The organism is Pseudomonas fluorescens (genome assembly GCF_040448305.1).
In the GTDB taxonomy this organism is placed as follows: Bacteria; Pseudomonadota; Gammaproteobacteria; order Pseudomonadales; family Pseudomonadaceae; genus Aquipseudomonas; species Aquipseudomonas fluorescens_BH.
In genome coordinates this window covers 3,704,504-3,726,307 of sequence record NZ_CP148752.1, presented here as the reverse complement: position 1 = coordinate 3,726,307, position 21,804 = coordinate 3,704,504, and the positions used below count along the sequence as shown (strand labels likewise).

Sequence of the window (21,804 nt, the reverse complement as noted above, 5' to 3'; positions counted from 1 at the left end):
GGACATGTCGTATCGCTTCGTCATCAGCACATTGTTGTTGTTTTTAAGTTGGGGCGCTCTGGCGCAAAGTCCGGCGATTTCCTCTGCCATTTCATACAGCCGTGACATTCAGCCGATCTTCACTGAAAAGTGCGTGGCCTGCCACGCCTGCAATGACGCCGCCTGTCAGCTCAACCTGGGCAGCGGCGAGGGCGCAGCGCGTGGTGCGACGAAAGTCCCGGTTTATGACGGTGACCGCACTAAAGCGGTGGCACCGACCCGACTGTTCTATGACGCCTCCGGCAAACAGGCCTGGCAGCAAAAGGGCTTTTATTCGGTGCTCGATACCCAGGGCAGCCAGGCTGCACTGATGGCGCGGATGCTGGAGCTTGGCCACAAAACTCCGTTGCAACCTAATGCGAAGCTGCCGCAAGACATCGTCCTGGGCCTGAACCGGGAAAACATGTGTGCCATGCCCGCGGAGTTCGACGGTTATGCCGCCAAGCATCCGAAGGAGGGCATGCCGCTGGCGGTGACCGGCCTGACCGACCAGCAGTACCAGACGCTGCAACGCTGGCTGGCGGCCGGCGCGCCGATCGATCAGCAGGCGCTGGCGCCCAGCGCCAGGGAAGCCTTGCAGGTGGTGCAATGGGAAAACCTGCTCAATTCGCCGGGCGCCCGGGAAAGTCTGGTGGGGCGCTGGCTGTACGAGCACTGGTTTCTCGCCCATCTCTACTTCAAGGATGGCGAGCCTGGGCATTTCTTCCAGTGGGTGCGTTCGCGCACCCCGACCGGCCAGCCGATTGACCTGATCAACACCCGTCGCCCGAACGATGATCCGGGCACGCAGTTTTACTATCGCTTGTGGCCGGTGCAGGGTGTGATCGTGCACAAGACCCACATCACCTATCCGCTGAGTTCGGCGAAGCTGGCGCGGGTCAAGAGCCTGTTCTACAGCGGCAACTGGCAGGTCGATGCGTTGCCGGGCTATGGGCCACAGAGCCGGGCCAACCCGTTCGCCACCTTCGAAGCGATTCCGGCCCAGGCGCGCTATCAGTTCATGCTCGATAACGCCGAGTACTTTGTGCGCACCTTTATCCGTGGGCCAGTGTGTCGTGGTCAGATCGCCACGGACGTGATCCGCGATAATTTCTGGGCGCTGTTCCAGGCGCCCGAGCACGACCTGTATGTCACCGATCCGAACTATCGCGGGCAAGCCACGCCGTTGCTGGCGATGCCGGGGCAGAACGATGATGTCGACAGCGTCCTCAGCCTGTGGCACGACTACCGCGATAAGCGTAATGAGTACGAAGCCTTGCGCCGGGACAGCTACGCCGACGAGTCAGTGCCGAGCTGGTCGACCCTGTGGGCCGGCAACGACAATGCGCTGCTGAGTATCTTCCGCCATTTCGACAGCGCTTCGGTGACCAAAGGCCTGATCGGCGAGGTGCCGCAAACGATATGGCTGTTCGACTATCCGCTGCTGGAGCGCACCTACTATCAACTGGCGGTGAACTTCGATGTGTTCGGCAACCTGTCCCACCAGGCTCAGACGCGCTTGTATTTCGACTTGATCCGCAACGGCGCCGAGCAGAACTTCCTGCGCCTGATGCCCGCCGATTCCCGGGATGACTACCTGGACGACTGGTATCAGAATAGTGGCAAATTCAAGATGTGGCTCGACTACGAGACCATCGACGACGACACGCCGACCGCGCTGAATCTGAATTCGACTGATCCCAAGCGTGACTTTGCCAATCAGTTACTGGCCCGATACGGCGACCTCAATGCCAGGCCCGACCCGATCAATCGCTGCGATGGCGCTTACTGTTCGCGGCCGAACATCGACTCGGACCTGCAAAGTGCCGAGCAGGCGCTGAGCCGTCTGACTTCGCGGCCGGCCGCCGGGCTGAAGGTCATCGACCAGTTGCCGGAAGCCACCCTGCTGCGTATCGAAACCACCAGCGGCAAGCGTGAGGTCTATAGCCTGTTGCGTAACCGTGCCCACAGCAACGTGGCGTTTTTGCTCGGTGAATCACTGCGCTACCAACCGGGGCTCGACACCCTGACGATTTTCCCGGGGGTGCTTAGCAGCTACCCGAACTTCATGTTCAACATCCCGGCCGGGCAAGTGCCGGCGTTTGTGGATGCGATGGAAAGCGCCAAGGATACCGACAGCTTCGAGAAAATCGTCGAACGTTGGGGAATACGGCGCAGTCATCCGCAATTCTGGGCTTATTTCCATGATCTGAGCCGCTATATCTACGAAAACGATCCGGTGGAAGAGGGCGTGCTGGACATGAACCGCTACGAGAACCTCTGAAACACCACTGATCCCCTGTGGGAGCAAGCCCGCTCCCACAGAGGGATTTGTCGAAATCTTTCCCGACAAAAATACTAGGACTTTGTCCGGCGCGTTGATTGGCGTAAACTGCGCCCAAGCCTGCGAGGAGTTTCCATGACCGCTATTACCATCACTGACGCCGCCCACGATTACCTGGCTGATCTGCTCTCCAAGCAGAACACCCCGGGCATCGGCATCCGCGTCTTCATCACCCAGCCTGGCACCCAGTACGCCGAAACCTGCATTGCCTACTGCAAGCCGGGCGAAGAAAAACCCGAAGACACCGCGCTGGGGCTCAAAAGCTTCACCGCGTACATCGACCACTTCAGCGAAGCCTTCCTGGACGATGCTGTAGTCGACTACGCCACCGACCGTATGGGCGGCCAGCTGACCATCAAGGCGCCAAACGCCAAGGTACCGATGGTCAACGCCGACAGCCCGGTCAACGAGCGCATCAACTACTACCTGCAAACCGAGATCAACCCGGGGCTGGCCAGCCACGGCGGTCAGGTCAGCCTGATCGACGTGGTCGAAGACGGCATCGCCGTCCTGCAGTTCGGCGGTGGTTGCCAGGGCTGCGGCCAGGCCGACGTGACGCTGAAGGAAGGCATCGAGCGCACTTTGCTCGAGCGCATCCCTGAGCTCAAGGGTGTTCGCGACGTGACCGACCACACGCAGAAAGAAAACGCCTACTACTAAGGTGTTCGCTGCGAACAAAAAAAACGGCGCCCCGTGAGCGCCGTTTTTTTATGGGTGAAATTGACCGACGCCATCGCGAGCAAGCTCGCTCCCACAGTCGACCGTAATCCAATGTGGGAGCGAGCCTGCTCGCGAAGGGGCCTTATGGACGATAGAGATGCGCATGCCCCGCGCGATACAGCGACGACTCACTGAAGTGATCGCTGCCCAGCACCCGACCCACCAGAATTAACGCCGTACGGCGAAAGCCCTTGGCTTCAACTTTTTCGGCAATATCCTCAAGCGTTCCCACCACCCAATCCTGATCCGGCCAGCTCGCGCGGTGAACCACCGCAATCGGGCAATCGGCGCCGTAATGGGGCAGCAGTTCCTCAACGATCTTCGCCAGGTGATTGACCCCCAAGTGAATCGCCATGGTCGCGCCGTGCTGCGCCAGGCTGGAGAATTCCTCCCCAGGTGGCATGGCGGTTTTGTCGGCGTAGCGCGTCAGGATGACGCTTTGCGAAATGTCCGGCAGCGTAAGTTCCGCACCCAAAAGCGCAGCGCAAGCGGCTGTGGCCGTCACGCCGGGTACTATTTCAAATGCAATGCCTAGCTCACGCAGATAGCGAATCTGCTCGCCAATGGCGCCATACAGGCTCGGATCGCCGGAGTGCACCCGGGCGACGTCCTGGCCTTTGGCGTGGGCGCTCTTGATCAGGTCGATGATCTGTTCCAGGTGCAGTTCGGCGCTGTTGACCACCTGTTCGGCACAATGACCTTCCAGTACGGCGGCAGGCACCAGGGAACCGGCATAAATGATCACCGGGCAGCTGCGAATCAGCCGCTGGCCCTTGACGGTAATCAGTTCGGGGTCGCCGGGACCTGCGCCAATGAAGTAGACGGTCATCGTCGGTTCCTGTGGGAAAAAAGGGGCTGAACAGGGCTTCAGATGAAGAATGTTCATGATCAAAGGCGGGGATTATCGGTTTTTTACGCAGCGCCGGCCAATGCAAGTGTTGCCTGGGCGTATTTTTGCCGTGGAATCAGCAGTTTTGCCGGGGCCTGGGCCAGTTGTTCCGCCAGGGCCAGTGCGGCGCTTTCCGCCACGCCGTAGCAACCGGTGCGTTCAAACGCTATTTGCGATTGATGACTGAGTTGCGGTTCATAAGCGGCCAGTTGTTCACTGCTGAAATACATCAATTCCAGACCAAGCTGCTGAGCCAGTTCGATCAGCGCAGGTTCGTCGCGCTTCGAATCGATGCTGGCCAGCGCCTTGATTTCATGACGAGCAATCTGGTGTGCCTCCAGCGCCTGATCGAGCAGCGCCAGCAACGTGCTGACAGGGCAGCCTCGCTGGCAGCCCAGGCCGACCACCAGGGTCGGCGCTGTGCTGACGTCAGTCATGCGTGGTATTGGCCATCGCTTTTGCGACGGAACAACCAGGCGCTGATCAGGCCCAGGGCCAGCCAGAACGCCACGTTGGTCAGTTGCGAAGCGATTTTGAACTGGGTTTCCAGCGCCTCTGGAGCGAGCATCGAATGCACTTGCGGTTGTGGTGCACCAATCACATGGGGAACGGCGATGATCGCCGCGCCGAGGACTTTCATCAGCCAGTGCCGGCTGAACACGATCAGCGCGATACCGACGGCGGTGGAGGCGGCGGTACCGATCCACCACAGTTGCCGTTGTGCCAGATCGGCGGCGGCAGTGCCTGGCAGTTCAGGTGGCAGGCCGAGGGTCGGCGCGAGCACGAACGTCGCATAACCGGCCAGGCCCCAGAGCAGGCCCTGGGAGGTTTTGGTCGGCGCACGCAAGGTGTACAGGCCGGCCAGCATCAGGGCGAAACCGACGGCCACCACCAGGTTGCCACCGGTGGTCGACAGCACGCGCTGCCAGCCGTCTTCCGGCTCCCAGGCTTGTGCATCGTGGGTATGGGCAGCCATCGCACCGTCGGCGTGTTCATGCATTTCAACAGCGGCCGGTTCGGTTTTTTCGTAGGTCTCGGCCTGCAAAATCAGCGGAGCGACCCAGAAGCTTTGCAGCAGGGTCAGCAACAAGGCGGCCAGCAGCCCGGTGAAACCTGCGGTTTGCGCAATACGCTTGATCATGTCGACAGCTCTCAATGGCACGGGAACGCGGAGCTGTGGCGGGTATCGTGGGCGGCGTTGTGCACCGCTTCGATGTGCGAGAAACCGGCGAAATACACAAGGCAAGCGCCCAGGATCGACGCGCAGACGGTGACGGTCAGACGTTGGGTCAGGGTTGAGGTGGTGCTCGCGGATGTGTGTTCGGCGCTGCTGATGATCGACATGGCGTTTCCCTCTGGTCTGTCAGCGGGGAATAAGAGCGCATGCAAAAACCCGCACGACCAGGCGCGCAAGGTTTCAAACAGCGCCCGCCCACCGCGGGTTTGTTGGTTCAGTGATCGTACTGGTCACTTTGTGTTGCGGGCCGGTCTCCGGGCTCACGAGGGGCAAAGGCTTGGGCCTGAACCTGAAAACATCACCTTCCCATGCCGCAATGGCACAGTGGATCTGATGCTTCGCTCGCTTACCGTTGCGGGGGCAGCACCGGACTGACATGGCTTAAGAGTAAAGCACATGATTCACCGGTTTCCCGTTTCACCCTGTGAAGGGCACCCGTAACAAGGTGTGTAGGAGAGCATGGCCGGGGGTTGGGCGTCAATTGGCAAGGGTTCTCAACTCGAAACCGAGGTGACTTCATCGCGAGCAGGCTCGCTCCTACAGGGGAATGCGATCAACTGTGGGAGCGAGCCTGCTCGCGATGGGGCCGGTGGCGGCGCTACAAGACATTGACCCGCCCCAATACCATGCGTAGCCTTGCGCTTTCGAGGTTCTTCGGCGTTTGTCGAAGCTAAGAAGGGAACGCGGTCGATGCCGCGGCTGCCCCCGCAACTGTGAACGGTGATGTTCGTTGCCACGCCACTGCAGGCTCAATCCATGAGGCCGGCGGGAAGGCGCAGCGAATGCCAGGCTCAAGGCCGGCACACCGTCAGCCAGGAGACCTGCCTCGTCACAGATTCTCACTTTCAACCGGGCGGGGTGATCCGGTGGCGAACTCTTCAGGCACGCGCGTTCGCGTTGCCGGTCGTCGTCCCGTATGCCCGCCACATTAGCCATAGGGCATCCGATGAAAACACTGGCCAAACTCCCCGTCACCATCGTTACCGGCTTTCTCGGCTCGGGTAAAACCACGCTGCTGCGGCACATGCTCGACAACGCCCAGGGTCGCCGCATCGCGGTGATCGTCAACGAATTTGGCGAGTTGGGCATCGACGGCGAAATCCTCAAGCAGTGCTCCATCGGTTGCACCGAAGAAGAAGCCAACGGCCGTGTCTATGAGCTGGCCAACGGCTGCCTGTGCTGCACCGTCCAGGAAGAATTCTTCCCGGTAATGCGCGAACTGGTGGCCCGTCGCGGCGATCTGGACCACATTCTCATCGAAACGTCCGGCCTGGCGCTGCCAAAGCCGCTGGTGCAGGCCTTCCAGTGGCCGGAAATCCGCAGCGCCTGCACGGTGGATGCGGTGATCACCGTGGTCGACAGCCCGGCCGTGGCCGCCGGCACCTTCGCCGCGTTCCCGGATCAGGTCGACGCCCAGCGCAAGCTCGACCCGAACCTGGACCACGAGTCGCCGCTGCACGAACTGTTCGCCGACCAACTGGCCAGCGCCGACCTGGTGATCCTCAACAAAGCCGACCTGATCAACCCGGCGGACCTGGCCCGCGTTCGTCTGGAAGTCGCCGAGGAATTGCCGCCAGCGGTGAAAATCATCGAAGCCAGCAGCGGTCGCCTGCCGCTGGACGTGCTGATCGGCCTGGGTGCCGGCTCCGAAGAACACATCGACAGCCGTCACAGCCACCACGACCATCATCACGATGGCGACGACGATCATGACGACCACGATCACGACGCTTTCGATTCGATCTCCATCGAACTGCCGCAAGCCGACGAAAGCCTGCTGCTGGATGCGCTGACCCAGCTGGTGGTCCAGCACGGCATCCTGCGGGTCAAGGGTTTTGCGGCGATCCCCAACAAGCCGATGCGCCTGCTGATCCAGGGCGTGGGCACGCGTTTCGACAAGCACTTCGACCGCCAGTGGGGCGCCGAAGAAGCACGCGTAACCCGCCTGGTGCTGATCGGCCAGGAACTGGACGCCACTGTTCTCGAAGCGCAATTGCGCGCCGCGCTCAGCGTGTAAGCCATGCACCTGCTCAGGACCCAACCCGGCGGTTTCGTGTCGGATGACAACATTGCCGACCTTGGACAAACCCCCGCCGAGTTGGTGGTCCTGTGCAGCGGCGATTCCAGCCTGGCGCTGCTCGCCGAAGCGGCGCAGCAATTGCCCGACGATTACCCGAGCGTGCGCCTGGCCAACCCGATGCAGGTGCAGAACCATGCCTCGGTCGATTTGTACGTCGACGAAGTGCTGCGTCATGCCAGGGTGATCCTGATTTCACTGCACGGCGGCATCGCCTATTGGCGTTACGGCATCGAGCGCCTGGTTGAGCTGTCGCAGCGCGGTGTGCAGGTGATTCTGGTGCCAGGCGATGATCGCCCGGACCCGGAACTTAGCGACTTGAGCACCGTCGGCGCCGAGGATCGCGACCGGCTCTGGCAGTTTCTGCGCCAGGGCGGCATGGGTAACGCCCTCGATTTCTTCCGCTGCCTGGCCAACCGCTGGCTGGCGCGTGATTACACCTGGGGCGAGCCGCAAACCCTGCCACGCACGGCGATTTACCATCCGCACAAACATTCGGCCGTACTGAGGGACTGGCAGGCCGACTGGCACGCCGATCAACCGGTGGCGGCGGTGCTGTTTTACCGCTCGCATTTGCAAGCGGCGAACACGGCTTTCATTGATGTTTTTTGCCAGCGCTTGCAGGCCGCGGGGTTGAATCCGTTGCCGATAGCGCTAGCCAGTCTGAAAGAGCCCGGTTGTCTTTGCGTGGTAGAGGACTGGCTGGATGAGGCCAGCGTCTCGGTGATCCTGAACACCACCGGCTTCGCCCAATCCAGTCCTGAAGCACCGCATCTGCGCCCGTTTCGCCGCAATATTCCGGTGATCCAGGCGATTTGCGCCCAGGACAACGAACCCGGTTGGCGCGCCAGCGAACAGGGCCTCGGCCCCCGTGACCTGGCGATGCATATTGCCTTGCCGGAGCTGGACGGACGCATCATCAGCCGCCCGATCAGTTTCAAGGACCTGGCGTGGCGCAGTGAGCGCAGTCAGTCGGATGTGGTCTGCTACCGGCCACAACCGGAACGCATGGATTTCGTTGCCGAACTGGCGCGGCGCTGGATCGATCTGGCGCGGGTGCCCAATGCAGAAAAACGCATTGCCTTGATTCTCGCCAATTATCCCACCCGCGACGGTCGCATCGGCAATGGCGTCGGCCTCGACACCCCGGCCGCGGCGCTGAATATCCTGCGGGCGCTGCATGCCGAAGGTTATCCATTGCCGGCTGAATTGCCGGACAGCGGCACCGCGTTGATCCAGCAGTTGCTAGGCGGCGTCAGCAACGATCTCGAGACCCTCGACCTGCGTCCGTGCCAGCAAAGCCTGGGGATGGATGACTATCTGGCGATGTTCAACGCCCTGCCCGAAGCCAACCGCGCAGCGGTGCTCGAACGTTGGGGCGCGCCGGAAAGCGACCCGATGTGTCGCAGCGGACGGATGATGATCGCCGGCCTGCGTTTTGGCCTGACCTTCGTCGGCATTCAGCCGGCGCGGGGTTATCAGGTCGACCCGAGCGCGGTGTATCACGACCCGGACCTGGTGCCGCCGCACGGCTATCTGGCGTTCTACTTCTGGCTGCGCAACACCTACGGCGCCCATGGCGTGATCCACGTCGGCAAGCATGGCAACCTCGAATGGCTGCCGGGCAAGGGCGTCGGGCTCTCGGAAAACTGCTGGCCGGATGCACTGCTCGGGCCGCTGCCGAACATCTATCCGTTCATCGTCAACGACCCGGGCGAGGGCGCCCAGGCCAAACGGCGTACCCAGGCGGTGATCATCGATCACTTGATGCCCCCGCTGACCCGCGCCGAAACCTACGGCCCGCTGCGCAACCTCGAACTGTTGGCCGACGAATATTACGAAGCGCAGCTGCTCGATCCGCGCCGTGCCCGAGAGTTGCAGCGCGACATCCTGCAACTGGTGCGTGACACCCACATCGACCGTGAACTGCAACTGGACGAACAGCTCGACAGCGATGCCGATGCGGCGATCTGGTTACCGCGACTCGACACATACCTGTGCGACTTGAAAGAGTCGCAGATCCGCGACGGCCTGCATGTGTTCGGCGAATCGCCCACCGGTCGTTTGCGTATCGACACCTTGCTGGCGTTGTTGCGTATACCACGGGGCGATGGGCGGGGCGCGCAGTCGAGTTTGCTGCGGGCACTGGCCAAGGCCTTCGTATTGGGCTTCGACCCGCTCGATTGTGCTCTGGCCGAACCGTGGACAGGGTCTCGTCCCGAACCACTTTTGCTTATCAGCGACGAGACTTGGCGCACGGCGGGCGATACCCGCGAGCGCCTGGAGTTGTTCGCCGCGCAGTTGATCTCGGACGCCTTGAATAGCCCCTGTAGGAGCGAGCCTGCTCGCGATGGTGTGTCAGCCACATTGATGTCAACTGACACACCATCGCGAGCAGGCTCGCTCCTACAGGAGGCGGACTGGATCGAGGTGCAAGCCATCATCGATAGCCTGCGCGAGGTGGTCGCCCCGCGTCTGGACGCCTGCGGTCCGGCAGAAATGCGCGGATTGCTCGATGCCTTGAGCGGACGCTTCGTCCCGGCCGGCCCCAGCGGCGCACCGAGTCGTGGTCGCCTGGACGTACTGCCCACCGGTCGCAACTTCTATTCGGTGGACGTGCGCAACCTGCCGACCACCACGGCGTGGCGTATCGGTTTCCAGTCGGCCAACCTGATTCTCGAACGGCACCTGCAAGACCACGGCGATCATTTGCGCCAGCTCGGTTTGTCGGTGTGGGGCACCGCGACCATGCGCACCGGCGGCGATGACATCGCCCAGGCCATGGCGCTGATGGGTGTGCGTCCAGTCTGGGCGACCGGCAGCCAGCGGGTCGATGACTTCGAGATTTTGCCGCTGAGCCTGCTCGACCGTCCGCGAGTCGATGTGACCTTGCGTGTGTCCGGTTTCTTCCGTGATGCCTTTGCCAATCTGATTCGCTTGTTCGACGCGGCGGTGCAAGCGGTGGCCGACCTCGATGAGCCGGACGAACTCAACCCGTTGGCGGCCAAGGTGCGCGCCGAGCGTGCAGCCTTGCTGCAGTCAGGGCTCGATGAAGACGCTGCGCGGCGTCAGGCCGGCTGGCGGATTTTCGGGGCCAAACCCGGTGCCTACGGCGCGGGAGTGCAGGGCGCCATCGACGGTCGCCTGTGGCAGAGCCGCGAGGACCTGGCCGAGGTCTACCTCAACTGGGGCGGCTACGCTTACGGCGGGTCCGACGAAGGCACCGCCGCCCGCGAACAGTTCAGCCAGCGCCTGAGCCAGGTACAGGCGGTACTGCAAAACCAGGATAACCGCGAGCACGATCTGCTCGACTCCAACGATTACTACCAGTTCCAGGGCGGCATGCTCGCGGCGGTGGAAAGCCTGAAAGGCGAGGCGGCGGCCAGTTATCATGGCGACCACAGCCAGCCGGACCTGCCGAAGATTCGTACCCTGAAGGAAGAGCTGAACCGGGTGATCCGCTCCCGGGCGGCCAATCCGAAATGGCTCGAAGGCGTCAAGCGTCACGGCTACAAGGGTGCGTTCGAAATGGCCGCGACGGTCGACAACCTGTTCGCCTTCGACGCCACCACGCAGTTGATCGACGATCACCAGTACGCGTTGCTGGCCGATGCCTATTTGCTCGACCCGGACACCCGGGATTTTGTCCGCGAACACAATCCCCATGCCTTGCGCGACATGACCGAACGCATGCTCGAGGCGCAACAACGCGGGATGTGGAAGGAGCCCGGCGAGTACCGCGAGGCGCTGGAGAATTTGTTGCTGGATATAGAAGAAGACGGCTAATCACTTCCCTGTGGGAGCGAGCCTGCTCGCGAAGGCGATTTGTCAGCCAACGATGATGGTGGATGTGATGGCCTCATCGCGAGCAGGCTCGCTCCCACAGGGATAAAGGCGACTGTAATTTTTGTAGATAGATCACCGACCAGGACTGAGTATTGAAGATGACCGACACCCCGCATTTCCCGCTCTCCGCCGTGGTCGGCGCCGACGATTTGAAGCTGGCCCTGTACCTGACCGCCATCGACCCGAAAATCGGCGGTGTCCTGATCGAAGGCCCGCGGGGCATGGCCAAGTCGACCCTGGCCCGCGGTCTGGCGGACCTGCTGGCCAGCGGTCAGTTCGTCACCTTGCCGCTGGGCGCCACCGAGGAACGGCTGGTCGGCACCCTCGATCTCGACGCGGCGCTGGGCGAAGGTCGCGCACAGTTTTCCCCTGGTGTACTGGCCAAGGCTGACGGTGGCGTACTCTACGTCGACGAGGTCAATCTGTTGCCCGATCACCTCGTTGACCTGCTGCTCGATGTGGCCGCCAGCGGCACCAATCTGGTGGAGCGTGACGGTATTTCCCATCGGCATTCGGCGAAGTTCGTGCTGATTGGCACCATGAACCCGGAAGAGGGTGAACTGCGTCCGCAACTGCTCGACCGTTTCGGCTTGAACGTCGCCCTCGGTGGCCACACCGCGCCGGCCGAGCGCGGTCAGATCATCCGCCGTCGCCTGGATTTCGACAGTGATCCGCAAGGTTTCTGCGCTGAATGGGAGTCCGCGCAGGCGTCTCTGCGTGAACGATGCCAGAACGCACGCAATGCACTGGTAAACATTCCCCTCGATGATCAGGCGCTGGAACACATCACCGAACGCTGCTTTGCCGCCGGTGTCGATGGTTTGCGCGCCGATCTGGTCTGGCTGCGCGCCGCCCGGGCGCACGCCGCCTGGCGCGGGGCGAACGCGATCGCCGAGGAAGATATCGACGCCGTTGCCGAGTTCGCCTTGCGCCATCGTCGTCGCGAGCATTGCGCACCGGCATCTCAGCCATCCCAGGCTGCGCAACCCTCTGCGCCGCAAAACGCCAACCCGAGCGAAGGGCAGGGCCAGTGGGGCGAGTTGCCTGCCCAGGCACTGGCGGTCGGCGCACGACGTGAAGTGCCGAGCTGGCCAAAAAAGCCCTAGGCATTCGCCCTCGCTCCGTTGCGGGGGCGAATGCCAGACCCCGAGCCGGGCGGCTGGACCACGGTAAACAGGGCAAGCGTCATGCAGCACGCAGCGGCTCGGTCAACTGGCCCGGCACATTGCTCAATGGCCGGCCACGTCAGCGTGACGACCTGTTGTTTCACCTGCGCACTCGCTCGCCCCATGAACTGTGGCTGGTGATCGTGGATGCCTCCGCATCGACCCGCCGTCATCAGGCATTGAGCGATGCCAAGGGCTTGCTGGCGCAGTTGTTCGACGATGTCTATCGCCAGCGTGCGCGACTGGCGTTGCTCACGGCCAGCGGTGCTGCACCCAAGTGGCAGGTGCAGGGATTGAAGGCTTCCAGCGGATTACGCCAGTGGCTCGATGGTCTTGGCGCCGGTGGCGGCACGCCGTTGCTGGCGGCATTGGGCGAAGCGGGTCGATGGTTGGGGGCGCGGCAAAAGCGTTTTCCGGCGGAGCAGCAGCGGTTGTTGCTGGTGACCGATGGCCGGCTCAAGGACTGGCCGTTGTTGCCCGTACTGGAGTGTCCGGGTTTGCTGATCGACATCGAGCGCGGGCCGATCCGGCTCGGGCGCAGCAGGGTGTTGGCGGCGCAGTTGCAGGCGGAGTATCGGCACATTGACGAGCTGATTCCTGGCTGAGATCTGTCGTGCCAGGACTGGCCTCTTCGCGAGCAGGCTCGCTCCCACAATTGATCCGGTTGGAACGCAAAATTTGTGATCGCCCAACCCCCCCTGTGGGAGCGAGCCTGCTCGCGAAAGCGGTGTACCAGCCGACCTCAAATTTGAATCACTTACCCATCGCCTGCCGATACTGACGGGTACGCTTGCCAATGTACAACCGGTCGAGAATCAACGCCCATAGCGCCGAGACTTCAGGTCGGGTTTTGCGCCCACGGCTCAAGCGATGCAGCTGGAACTTGACCACCGCCATGCTCGCCAGCGCCGCCAGGGGCTTGCGCTTCCAGCGGATCGGCGGCAATTGCGGATGGCTGTTCTGGCCTTCGCGCCAGTGCTTGACCAGGTGCGGTTCCACGGCCAGCGCGGTGCCGATGCCGGCCATGGCAAGGCCGCTGTCGAGGACCTGTTCGACGATTGCCAAACGCCGGATCCCGCCGGTCACCATCACTGGCATCCGCGCCACGCTGGCCAGTTCACCGGCCATTTCCAGAAAGTACGCCTCCCGTGCCAGGGTCCGGCCGTCGCGTGCTTCGCCTTGCATGGCCGGTGCTTCGTAACTGCCGCCGGAGAGCTCCAGCAGGTCGATCGCTTGTTCGTTCAGCCACTGGATCACTTGCCGTGCATCATCGGCATCGAAACCGCCGCGCTGGAAATCCGCTGAGTTGAGTTTTACCGACACACAAAATTGCGGCGACACCGCTTGGCGAACCGCCTCGACGACGGACAACAGCAGGCGCGCGCGATTTTCCAGGGAGCCACCCCATTGATCGGTGCGCCGATTGGTGAGCGGCGAAAGGAACTGGCTGAGCAGGTAGCCGTGGGCGGCGTGGATCTGAACACCGGTAAAACCGGCTTTCTCGGCCAGTGCAGCACTGGTGGCGAAGCGTCGGATCACCTCCTGGATGTCGTCCTCGCTCATGGGCTTGGGTTCGGCGAACATCTTCGAGAACTGGCCCAGATCCAGCGCAACTGCCGACGGCGCCAAGGCTTGCTGGCCGAGGTTGGCCATGGTCTGGCGGCCAGGATGGTTGAGCTGCACCCAGAAATGCGCACCGCCGGAGCGGCCGACGCTGGCCCACTGGCGGAAGCGCTCCAGGTGGCGCTCGTCTTCCAGCGCTACACCGCCGGGGCCGGTCATGGCGCGGCGGTCGATCATCACATTGCCGGTCAGCAGCAAGCCGGCTTCGCCCTCGGCCCAGGCCTGATACAGGCGCAACAGCGCCTGGTCGGGCACCTGATCGGTGTTGGCGAGATTCTCCTCCATCGCGGCTTTGGCAATGCGATTGCCGATGGTCTGGCCGTTGGGCAGATTCAATGTCTGGAAGGGCGACATGCTTGACTCCTCGTAGTGATGAGCAGAGGCTAAGCTTAAAGTTAACTTTAATGTCAAGCAGGTAAATGAGGCCGCAATGAAGATTGGTGAATTGGCGCAGTTGAGCGGGTTGACCGCATCGCGCATCCGTTTTTACGAGTCTCAGGGCTTGATCCGCCAGGTCGAGCGTTCTGCCAACGGTTATCGGCGTTACTCGCAACAGGCGCTGCAAACCCTGCAACTCATCCAGTGCGCACAACAAGCCGGTTTCAGCCTGGAGGAACTCAAGCAGTTGCTGCCGGATACTGTGACGGGCGCGTTCAAGCACGATGAGTTGATGGCCGGCCTGCATCGCAAGATCGAGCAGATCGAAGAGATGCAACGGCACCTGGCCCATAGCAAGGCGCAGTTGCTGGGCTGGATCGACACCATACAGGCCAAGCCCGAAGGTATGAGCTGCGATGACAATGCTGAACGGGTGATGGCGTCATTCAAGCACTAGGTCAGCCAGGCGCAGGGGAATCAGCGTACCGACTCTCCAGGCGCCCGGTTGTGAACCAGATACCCGTCCTTTGTAGCAAACGGTAGCGATCAGGGGGCCGTGCGTTTGGTAACGGTTTTTCCTGTTTTCTACGCATCCCCATGATTCAAAACAAATTTCAATCTCCCTCACATTCCCTCCACATCCTGTGGCACACTTTCTGCTGTTTATTCCGTTGTTACATACCATGTTCCGGTGTAGCGGAATAAACATCACCCTGGAGTGCTTGCCATGCATCGCCGACCTTCCTTGTTCAAAGCGTGTGTTTTTCTGTTCGCGGCTTCTGCCGCTGCCATGGGTGTAGCCCAGGCGGCGGACAGTAAGCTCGATAGCGTTCTGGCCCGCGGCAAACTGATCGTAGGCACCGGCAGCACCAACGCGCCGTGGCACTTCCAGGGTGCGGATGGCAAGTTGCAAGGCTTTGATATTGATATCGGGCACATGATCGCCAAGGGGTTGTTCAACGACCCAGGCAAGGTTGAGTACGTGGTGCAATCGTCCGATGCGCGGATTCCCAACCTGCTGACCGACAAGGTCGACATCAGTTGCCAGTTCATCACCGTGACGGCCAGCCGCGCGCAGCAAGTGGCGTTCACCCTGCCGTACTACCGCGAAGGTGTCGGCCTGCTGCTGCCGGCGAACAGCAAGTACAAGGAAATCGATGACATGAAAGCCGCCGGTGACAGTCTCACCGTGGCGGTGCTGCAAAACGTCTATGCCGAAGAACTGGTGCACCAGGCGCTGCCCAAGGCCAAGGTCGATCAGTACGACAGCGTGGACCTGATGTACCAGGCCGTGAACTCCGGCCGCGCCGACGCGGCAGCCACCGACCAGTCTTCGGTGAAGTACCTGATGGTGCAGAACCCTGGCCGTTATCGCAGCCCTGCCTACGCCTGGAGCCCGCAGACCTATGCGTGCGCGGTCAAGCGTGGTGATCAGGACTGGCTGAACTTCGTCAATACCACCCTGCATGAGGCCATGACCGGTGTTGAGTTCCCGACTTACGCGGCGTCGTTCAAGCAATGGTTCGGTGTGGATCTGCCTACCCCGGCCATCGGTTTCCCCGTCGAATTCAAATGATCCCGTGAGAGCAGGGCGCCCAAATGCGCCCCGCTCAAGGTACTGTTGACCATGAACTATCAGTTGAACTTTGCCGCCGTGTGGCGCGATTTCGACACCTTGCTGGTGGGGCTCGGTATGGGGCTTGAACTGGCCCTGGTGTCGATCGCCATCGGCTGCGTGATCGGCCTGATGATGGCGTTTGCTTTGTTGTCGAAGCATCGCGCATTGCGGGTTCTGGCGTCGGTGTATGTCACGGTGATTCGTAACACGCCGATCCTGGTGTTGATCCTGTTGATCTACTTTGCGTTGCCGAGCTTGGGGATCCGGCTGGACAAGATCCCCTCGTTCATCATCACCCTGTCGCTGTATGCCGGGGCGTACCTGACTGAAGTGTTCCGCGGCGGCTTGCTGAGCATTCCCAAGGGCCTGCGTGAAGCAGGGTTGGCCATTGGCCTGGGCGAGTGGCAGGTCAAGGCCTACGTCACCGTGCCGGTGATGCTGCGCAATGTGTTGCCGGCGCTGTCGAACAACTTCATTTCGCTGTTCAAGGACACTTCGCTGGCGGCCGCGATTGCGGTACCGGAGCTGACCTATTACGCGCGCAAGATCAATGTCGAGAGCTACCGGGTGATTGAAACCTGGCTGGTGACCACGGCGCTGTATGTGGCGGCCTGTTACCTCATTGCCATGATGCTGCGTTACCTCGAACAGCGTCTGGCGATTCGCCGATAGGAGCCCCCATGTACGAATCCCCCAGTTGGTTGCATGAGTTGTGGGTGGCGCGGGAAGTGCTGTGGCAGGGCTTTCTGACCAGTGTCCAGGTGTCGGTGCTGGCGATTTTGCTCGGCACGCTCGTTGGCGTCGTCACCGGTCTGGTGCTGACCTACGGCAAGTTCTGGATGCGCGCGCCGTTTCGTTTTTATGTCGATGTGATTCGCGGCACGCCGGTGTTCGTGCTGGTGCTGGCGTGCTTCTACATGGCGCCGGCACTGGGCTGGCAGATCAGCGCGTTCCAGGCCGGTGCACTGGGTTTGACGCTGTTCTGCGGTTCCCATGTCGCCGAGATCGTGCGCGGTGCATTGCAGGCATTGCCGCTCGGGCAGATGGAGGCGAGCAAGGCCATCGGCCTGACGTTCTACCAGGCCCTCGGTTACGTGCTGTTGCCCCAGGCATTGCGGCAGATCCTGCCGACCTGGGTCAACTCGTCCACCGAGATCGTCAAGGCCTCGACCCTGTTGTCGGTGATCGGCGTGGCGGAATTGCTGCTCAGTACCCAGCAGATCATTGCCCGGACTTTCATGACCCTGGAGTTTTACCTGTTCGCCGGTTTCCTGTTCTTCGTCATCAACTACGGCATCGAGTTACTCGGCCGGCACATTGAAAAGCGGGTGGCTTTGCCATGACTCAGACTCTAACCAATGCACAAAACGGCCAACCGCTGCTGGACATTCGTGGCCTGCACAAGCGTTACGACCAGCTCGAAGTACTCAAGGGCGTGGACCTGAGCATGCAGCGCGGCAACGTGGTGACACTGATCGGCTCCAGCGGTTCGGGCAAGACCACGCTGCTGCGCTGCGTGAACATGCTTGAAGAGTTCCAGGGCGGGCAGATCTTGCTCGACGGCGAATCCATCGGTTATGACGAGGTCAACGGCAAACGCATTCGCCACCCGGAAAGAGTCATTGCCCGCCATCGCGCCATGACCGGCATGGCGTTCCAGCAGTTCAACTTGTTCCCGCACCTGACTGCATTGCAGAACGTCACCCTGGGCCTGCTCAAGGTCAAGAAGCTGCACAAGGACGAGGCCGTGGCCCTGGCCGAGAAATGGCTGGAGCGCGTTGGCCTGCTGGAACGTCGCGATCACTTTCCGGGTCAGTTGTCTGGCGGTCAGCAGCAGCGCGTGGCGATCGCCCGGGCGATTGCGATGAACCCGAGCCTGATGCTGTTCGACGAAGTGACCTCGGCCCTCGACCCGGAACTGGTGGGCGAAGTGTTGAGCGTGATCAAGGGCCTGGCCGAAGACGGCATGACCATGCTGCTGGTGACCCACGAAATGCGCTTTGCGTTCGAGGTCTCGGACAAGATCGTTTTCATGAACCAGGGGCGTATCGAAGAGCAGGGACCACCCAAGGACCTGTTCGAGCGCCCGCGGTCGCCACGACTGGCGGAATTTCTCAAAAGCACCCGTTTTTGATCCTTCAATTTTCAATCAGGAGAAACACTCATGAGCATTACTCGTTACGGCACCGGTAGCACCGCCGCTGGCGGTCAGCCTCGCCCTTTCGCCCGCGCCGTTGAAGCCGATGGCTGGCTGCACGTTTCCGGGCAGGTGCCGGCGGTGGACGGCGAGATCATTACTGGCGGCATTGTCGAACAGACCCACCAGACCATGAAGAACCTGATCGCGATTCTCGAAGAGGCAGGTTTCGGCCTGGAAGACGTGGTGCGTGCTGGCGTGTGGCTGGAGGATCCGCGGGATTTCACGAGTTTCAACAAGGTGTTCTCCGAGTACTTCAAGCCAGAACACGCCCCTGCGCGGGCCTGTGTGCAGGCGAACATGATGGTCGATTGCAAGGTCGAGATCGACTGTATTGCGTACAAGAAAAAGGCTTGAACCGAGGTGACTTCATCGCGAGCAGGCTCGCTCCTACAGGGGAATGCATTCCAAATGTGGGAGCGAGCCTGCTCGCGATGGCGGCCTGACTTTCAACGCAACACATTGGGTACACTCCCGGCGACTTTGAATGGGAACCACTGAAATGACCGAAGACACCATCAAGCGCCGGGCACGCGGTCTGGACCGGGCGTTCGATATCCTCGATTTCCTCAAGGAAGTCGGCCAGCCCCTGCGCCCGAACGACATCGCCAACGGCATCGGCAGCCCCAAGTCCACGGTCTACGAACTGGTGGCCTCGCTGCTGGAACGACGGATCCTGGAACCGGTGGGCAAGGACGGTCATGTCTACCTCGGTCGTCAGTTGTACTTTCTCGGGCAGGCACACCTGCGGCATTTCGACCTGACTCGCGAGGCCGATCACGCCTTGCAGGAAATCGTCAGCCAGACCCATGAAACGGCGCAGATGTGCCTGCTCAACGGGCGCAAGTACACCGTTGCGCTGATGAAGGAGGGGGAGCGGCATTTCCGCATTTCCTCGGACATCGGCGAAAATGCGCCCATCCCCTGGACCGCCTCCGGGCGCCTGCTGCTGGCGCACCTGAGCGACCAGGCAATCGTCGACCTGATCGACCGCGACGACTTCATCCTGCCCGATGGCGAACGCTTACCGCTGGAGCAATTCCTCAAGGAAATCCGCCAGGCCGGTATCGATGGTTTCTTTTCCTTCGATAGCGTCGCCGACACCTTTACCCATTGCTTCGCGGCGCCGGTCAAAGACCCCAGCGGCGTGGCCATCGCGACCCTGTGCATCGTTGCCCCACGGGCCGATGCGAAGAAAAACTACAACGACTACCGCCGGGTGCTGATTGAAAGCGCCAACAGCCTGGCCCGTCGCATCAACGAATAACAGCGGCTGCCTGCGGCCGCGTGAACGAGGAGTTCGACCATGTCTTCTGCCCCCAATACTGCCGCCGTGGAAAAAGGCACCGCGCCCATTGGCGCCAGCCTGGTGCGTGACGTCAGCCTGCCTGCGCTGGTACTGCACCGCGAGGCGCTGGAACACAACATTCGCTGGATGCAGGCGTTCGTCAGCGACAGCGGCGCGGAACTGGCGCCCCATGGCAAAACCAGCATGACCCCGGCGCTGTTCCGGCGCCAACTGGACGCCGGTGCCTGGGGCATCACCCTGGCCAGCGCGACGCAAACCCGTGCCGCTTACGCCCATGGCGTGCGTCGGGTGTTGATGGCCAACCAGTTGGTCGGCACGCCGAACATGGCGTTGATCGCTGACCTGTTGGCCGACCCGACGTTCGACTTCTATTGCATGGTCGATCACCCGGACAACGTCGCCGACCTCGGCACCTATTTCGCCTCCCGCGGCGTGCGCCTGAACGTCATGATCGAGTACGGCGTGGTCGGTGGTCGTTGCGGTTGCCGCAGCGAGCAGGAAGTGCTCGATCTGGCCAAGGCCATCGCCGCGCAACCGGCCCTGGCCCTGACCGGGATCGAGGGCTACGAAGGCGTGATCCATGGTGATCACGCCGTGACCGGTATTCGCGATTTTGCCGCATCACTGGTGCGCCTGGCGGTGCAGTTGCAGGACAGCGGCGCCTTCGCCATCGCCAAGCCGATTATCACCGCGTCGGGCTCGGCCTGGTATGACCTGATCGCCGAATCCTTCGAAGCACAGAACGCCGCCGGACGTTTCCTCAGCGTGCTGCGTCCCGGCAGTTACGTGGCTCACGACCATGGCATCTACAAGGAAGCGCAGTGCTGCGTACTCGACCGTCGCAGCGACCTGCACGAAGGCCTGCGTCCGGCGCTGGAAGTGTGGGCGCACGTGCAGTCGTTGCCGGAGCCGGGGTTTGCGGTGATTGCCCTGGGCAAACGCGACGTGGCCTACGATGCCGGTTTGCCGGTGCCGTTGCTGCGTTACAAGGCGGGCGTGGTGCCGGCCAAGGGCGATGATGTGAGTGCCTGCAAGGTGACCGCGGTGATGGACCAGCATGCGTTCATGACCGTGGCGCCGGGGGTTGATCTGCGGGTGGGGGACATCATTTCGTTTGGTACCTCGCACCCGTGCCTGACGTTTGACAAGTGGCGTGTCGGCTGTCTGGTGGATGAGCAACTGAACGTCATCGAGACCATGGAAACCTGTTTCTAAGGTTCAGGACCGAGGTGCGGCCTTCGCGAGCAGGCTCGCTCCTACATTGGAATGCGTTCCCCTGTAGGAGCGAGCCTGCTCGCGATAGCGGTGGCCCAGACAACACAGAAACACCAGAGACCCCACAACAATGAACACCATCAACACCCTCGGCCCCAACACTCCACGCATCGCCCTGATCGGCGAATGCATGATCGAGTTGCAGCATCGCGCCGACGGCAGCCTGCAACAAAGCTTCGGCGGCGACACCTTGAACACGGCCGTGTACCTGTCCCGGGAACTGGGAGAGGACGGCGCCGTGGATTACGTCACCGCCCTGGGCGATGACAGTTTCAGCGATGCGATGTGCCAGAGCTGGGCAGCGGAAAATATCGGGCTCGGCATGGTCCAGCGTCTGCCCGGACGCCTGCCGGGTTTGTATTGCATCCAGACTGACGCCGCCGGTGAGCGACGCTTTCTGTACTGGCGCAACGAAGCGGCGGTACGCGATTGCTTCACCACCCCGGCCGCCGCGCCGATCCTCGCTGCGCTGCCGGATTACGACGTGCTGTACTTCAGTGGCATCACCCTGGCGGTACTCGGTGTGCAAGGCCGGGAAAAATTGCTGGAAACCCTGATCGAAGCCCGCCAGCGCGATGCGCGGATCGTGTTCGACAACAACTACCGGCCACGGCTGTGGGCATCGGTCGAGGACGCCCGGGCGGCGTATCGCCGTGTGCTGCCGCAGGTTGATCTGGCGTTGCTGACGGTGGATGACGAGCAGGCGTTGTTTGGTTATGCCGATTGTGACGCGGTGTTTGCCGCGTATGAGCAGATCGGTACGCCGGAAGTGGTGCTCAAGCGCGGCGCCCAAGCGTGCCTGATTCGTTGTGATGGCGAGTCATTCGAGGTGCCGGCGCAGAAGGTCGAGCGCGTGGTGGACACCACGGCGGCAGGGGATTCGTTCAGCGCGGCGTATCTGGCTTCGCGGCTCAAGGGTGGCAGCCCGGCGGACGCCGCCGAGGCCGGGCATCGGTTGGCGAGCCGGGTGATTCAGGTGCCGGGGGCGCTGATTCCAAGGTGAGCGGTGAATGGCCGCTGGCTGCGCCATCGGTTCGCGAGCAGGCTCGCTCCCACAGGGGAGTGCATTTCAATGTGGGAGCGAGCCTGCTCGCGAAGAGGCCCGAA

General features: G+C 61.9%; 20 protein-coding genes and 2 riboswitches. Of the genes, 15 read left to right on the top strand and 5 right to left on the bottom strand.

The window, feature by feature from the left end:
* Window positions 1-4 precede the first annotated feature (4 nt).
* Together WHX55_RS16900 and nfuA are read left to right on the top strand one after the other, a co-directional pair.
* The gene (locus tag WHX55_RS16900) at window positions 5-2,302 is read left to right on the top strand and encodes a fatty acid cis/trans isomerase (RefSeq protein ID WP_353740845.1); all 2,298 of its coding nucleotides are present in this window, start codon (window positions 5-7) and stop codon (window positions 2,300-2,302) included.
* Between the two features lie 135 nt (window positions 2,303-2,437).
* Window positions 2,438-3,022: a Fe-S biogenesis protein NfuA gene (nfuA, locus tag WHX55_RS16895; protein ID WP_007912592.1), complete on the top strand. Its 585-nt coding sequence runs from the start codon at window positions 2,438-2,440 to the stop codon at window positions 3,020-3,022.
* Window positions 3,023-3,164: 142 nt separating this feature from the next.
* Here nfuA and cobM read toward each other — a convergent pair whose 3' ends face one another.
* The 4 genes from cobM to WHX55_RS16875 form a co-directional block, all read right to left on the bottom strand.
* Window positions 3,165-3,911 carry a precorrin-4 C(11)-methyltransferase gene (cobM, locus tag WHX55_RS16890; protein WP_150755734.1) on the bottom strand — a complete coding sequence of 249 codons (747 nt, stop codon included), beginning with the start codon at window positions 3,909-3,911 and terminating at the stop codon, window positions 3,165-3,167.
* An 83-nt stretch (window positions 3,912-3,994) separates the two neighbouring features.
* On the bottom strand, window positions 3,995-4,408 hold the full coding sequence (locus WHX55_RS16885; RefSeq protein ID WP_102671349.1) for a cobalamin biosynthesis protein: 414 nt from the start codon (window positions 4,406-4,408) through the stop codon (window positions 3,995-3,997).
* Window positions 4,405-5,112 carry a CbtA family protein gene (locus WHX55_RS16880; protein WP_353740844.1) on the bottom strand — a complete coding sequence of 236 codons (708 nt, stop codon included), beginning with the start codon at window positions 5,110-5,112 and terminating at the stop codon, window positions 4,405-4,407. The genes WHX55_RS16885 and WHX55_RS16880 overlap by 4 nt, the downstream gene beginning before the upstream one ends.
* Before the next feature lie 11 nt (window positions 5,113-5,123).
* Complete coding sequence (locus WHX55_RS16875; RefSeq protein ID WP_353740843.1) at window positions 5,124-5,315, bottom strand: CbtB-domain containing protein; 192 nt, start codon at window positions 5,313-5,315, stop codon at window positions 5,124-5,126.
* 120 nt (window positions 5,316-5,435) lie between these two features.
* Window positions 5,436-5,662, bottom strand: a riboswitch (cobalamin riboswitch).
* Between the two features lie 176 nt (window positions 5,663-5,838).
* Window positions 5,839-6,052: riboswitch (cobalamin riboswitch) on the top strand.
* A gap of 102 nt (window positions 6,053-6,154) precedes the next feature.
* Here WHX55_RS16875 and cobW point away from each other — a divergent pair.
* The 4 genes from cobW (at window position 6,155) to WHX55_RS16855 (ending at window position 12,902) form a co-directional block, all read left to right on the top strand.
* A complete protein-coding gene (cobW, locus tag WHX55_RS16870; protein WP_150753465.1) occupies window positions 6,155-7,225 on the top strand; it encodes a cobalamin biosynthesis protein CobW in 1,071 nt (356 codons plus the stop codon).
* 3 nt (window positions 7,226-7,228) lie between these two features.
* Window positions 7,229-11,071 (top strand): cobaltochelatase subunit CobN, encoded by a 3,843-nt coding sequence (cobN, locus tag WHX55_RS16865; protein WP_353740842.1) that lies wholly within the window; start codon window positions 7,229-7,231, stop codon window positions 11,069-11,071.
* A 158-nt stretch (window positions 11,072-11,229) separates the two neighbouring features.
* Window positions 11,230-12,237 (top strand): ATP-binding protein, encoded by a 1,008-nt coding sequence (locus WHX55_RS16860; protein WP_150756919.1) that lies wholly within the window; start codon window positions 11,230-11,232, stop codon window positions 12,235-12,237.
* A 119-nt stretch (window positions 12,238-12,356) separates the two neighbouring features.
* Window positions 12,357-12,902 carry a VWA domain-containing protein gene (locus WHX55_RS16855; protein ID WP_191624869.1) on the top strand — a complete coding sequence of 182 codons (546 nt, stop codon included), beginning with the start codon at window positions 12,357-12,359 and terminating at the stop codon, window positions 12,900-12,902.
* A gap of 148 nt (window positions 12,903-13,050) precedes the next feature.
* Here WHX55_RS16855 and WHX55_RS16850 read toward each other — a convergent pair whose 3' ends face one another.
* A complete protein-coding gene (locus WHX55_RS16850) occupies window positions 13,051-14,274 on the bottom strand; it encodes an NADH:flavin oxidoreductase/NADH oxidase family protein (protein WP_353740841.1) in 1,224 nt (407 codons plus the stop codon).
* 76 nt (window positions 14,275-14,350) lie between these two features.
* On the opposite strand from WHX55_RS16850, the gene WHX55_RS16845 reads away from it, so the two are divergent.
* From WHX55_RS16845 to WHX55_RS16805, 9 genes are all read left to right on the top strand, one after another.
* Window positions 14,351-14,755, top strand: a complete 405-nt coding sequence (locus WHX55_RS16845) for a MerR family transcriptional regulator (RefSeq protein ID WP_150756922.1) — start codon at window positions 14,351-14,353, stop codon at window positions 14,753-14,755.
* A 270-nt stretch (window positions 14,756-15,025) separates the two neighbouring features.
* Window positions 15,026-15,874 carry a transporter substrate-binding domain-containing protein gene (locus WHX55_RS16840; RefSeq protein ID WP_150756923.1) on the top strand — a complete coding sequence of 283 codons (849 nt, stop codon included), beginning with the start codon at window positions 15,026-15,028 and terminating at the stop codon, window positions 15,872-15,874.
* Window positions 15,875-15,925: 51 nt separating this feature from the next.
* Window positions 15,926-16,588 carry an amino acid ABC transporter permease gene (locus WHX55_RS16835; protein WP_353740840.1) on the top strand — a complete coding sequence of 221 codons (663 nt, stop codon included), beginning with the start codon at window positions 15,926-15,928 and terminating at the stop codon, window positions 16,586-16,588.
* An 8-nt stretch (window positions 16,589-16,596) separates the two neighbouring features.
* Window positions 16,597-17,259 carry an amino acid ABC transporter permease gene (locus tag WHX55_RS16830; RefSeq protein WP_150723636.1) on the top strand — a complete coding sequence of 221 codons (663 nt, stop codon included), beginning with the start codon at window positions 16,597-16,599 and terminating at the stop codon, window positions 17,257-17,259.
* Window positions 17,256-18,050, top strand: a complete 795-nt coding sequence (locus WHX55_RS16825; RefSeq protein WP_353740839.1) for an amino acid ABC transporter ATP-binding protein — start codon at window positions 17,256-17,258, stop codon at window positions 18,048-18,050. Before WHX55_RS16830 ends, WHX55_RS16825 begins: the two co-directional genes overlap by 4 nt.
* A gap of 30 nt (window positions 18,051-18,080) precedes the next feature.
* Window positions 18,081-18,470 carry a RidA family protein gene (locus WHX55_RS16820; RefSeq protein ID WP_046038467.1) on the top strand — a complete coding sequence of 130 codons (390 nt, stop codon included), beginning with the start codon at window positions 18,081-18,083 and terminating at the stop codon, window positions 18,468-18,470.
* Between the two features lie 145 nt (window positions 18,471-18,615).
* Window positions 18,616-19,380, top strand: coding sequence for an IclR family transcriptional regulator (locus WHX55_RS16815; protein WP_150753697.1), 765 nt, complete (start codon window positions 18,616-18,618; stop codon window positions 19,378-19,380).
* A 39-nt stretch (window positions 19,381-19,419) separates the two neighbouring features.
* The gene (locus WHX55_RS16810) at window positions 19,420-20,637 is read left to right on the top strand and encodes an amino acid deaminase (RefSeq protein ID WP_353740838.1); all 1,218 of its coding nucleotides are present in this window, start codon (window positions 19,420-19,422) and stop codon (window positions 20,635-20,637) included.
* Between the two features lie 130 nt (window positions 20,638-20,767).
* Window positions 20,768-21,700: a sugar kinase gene (locus tag WHX55_RS16805; protein WP_353740837.1), complete on the top strand. Its 933-nt coding sequence runs from the start codon at window positions 20,768-20,770 to the stop codon at window positions 21,698-21,700.
* Window positions 21,701-21,804 lie beyond the last annotated feature (104 nt).

Excerpts from the sequence above, each read along its gene's own strand:
- cobW (WP_150753465.1), top strand. The coding sequence starts at position 6,155 with ATGAAAACACTGGCCAAACTCCCCGTCACCATCGTTACCGGCTTTCTC.
- WHX55_RS16880 (WP_353740844.1), bottom strand. The coding sequence starts at position 5,112 with ATGATCAAGCGTATTGCGCAAACCGCAGGTTTCACCGGGCTGCTGGCC.
- cobN (WP_353740842.1), top strand. The coding sequence starts at position 7,229 with ATGCACCTGCTCAGGACCCAACCCGGCGGTTTCGTGTCGGATGACAAC.
- WHX55_RS16805 (WP_353740837.1), top strand. The coding sequence starts at position 20,768 with ATGAACACCATCAACACCCTCGGCCCCAACACTCCACGCATCGCCCTG.
- WHX55_RS16820 (WP_046038467.1), top strand. The coding sequence starts at position 18,081 with ATGAGCATTACTCGTTACGGCACCGGTAGCACCGCCGCTGGCGGTCAG.
- nfuA (WP_007912592.1), top strand. The coding sequence starts at position 2,438 with ATGACCGCTATTACCATCACTGACGCCGCCCACGATTACCTGGCTGAT.
- WHX55_RS16810 (WP_353740838.1), top strand. The coding sequence starts at position 19,420 with ATGTCTTCTGCCCCCAATACTGCCGCCGTGGAAAAAGGCACCGCGCCC.
- WHX55_RS16830 (WP_150723636.1), top strand. The coding sequence starts at position 16,597 with ATGTACGAATCCCCCAGTTGGTTGCATGAGTTGTGGGTGGCGCGGGAA.
- WHX55_RS16875 (WP_353740843.1), bottom strand. The coding sequence starts at position 5,315 with ATGTCGATCATCAGCAGCGCCGAACACACATCCGCGAGCACCACCTCA.
- WHX55_RS16885 (WP_102671349.1), bottom strand. The coding sequence starts at position 4,408 with ATGACTGACGTCAGCACAGCGCCGACCCTGGTGGTCGGCCTGGGCTGC.
- WHX55_RS16840 (WP_150756923.1), top strand. The coding sequence starts at position 15,026 with ATGCATCGCCGACCTTCCTTGTTCAAAGCGTGTGTTTTTCTGTTCGCG.
- WHX55_RS16860 (WP_150756919.1), top strand. The coding sequence starts at position 11,230 with ATGACCGACACCCCGCATTTCCCGCTCTCCGCCGTGGTCGGCGCCGAC.
- WHX55_RS16825 (WP_353740839.1), top strand. The coding sequence starts at position 17,256 with ATGACTCAGACTCTAACCAATGCACAAAACGGCCAACCGCTGCTGGAC.
- WHX55_RS16815 (WP_150753697.1), top strand. The coding sequence starts at position 18,616 with ATGACCGAAGACACCATCAAGCGCCGGGCACGCGGTCTGGACCGGGCG.
- cobM (WP_150755734.1), bottom strand. The coding sequence starts at position 3,911 with ATGACCGTCTACTTCATTGGCGCAGGTCCCGGCGACCCCGAACTGATT.
- WHX55_RS16835 (WP_353740840.1), top strand. The coding sequence starts at position 15,926 with ATGAACTATCAGTTGAACTTTGCCGCCGTGTGGCGCGATTTCGACACC.
- WHX55_RS16845 (WP_150756922.1), top strand. The coding sequence starts at position 14,351 with ATGAAGATTGGTGAATTGGCGCAGTTGAGCGGGTTGACCGCATCGCGC.
- WHX55_RS16900 (WP_353740845.1), top strand. The coding sequence starts at position 5 with ATGTCGTATCGCTTCGTCATCAGCACATTGTTGTTGTTTTTAAGTTGG.
- WHX55_RS16850 (WP_353740841.1), bottom strand. The coding sequence starts at position 14,274 with ATGTCGCCCTTCCAGACATTGAATCTGCCCAACGGCCAGACCATCGGC.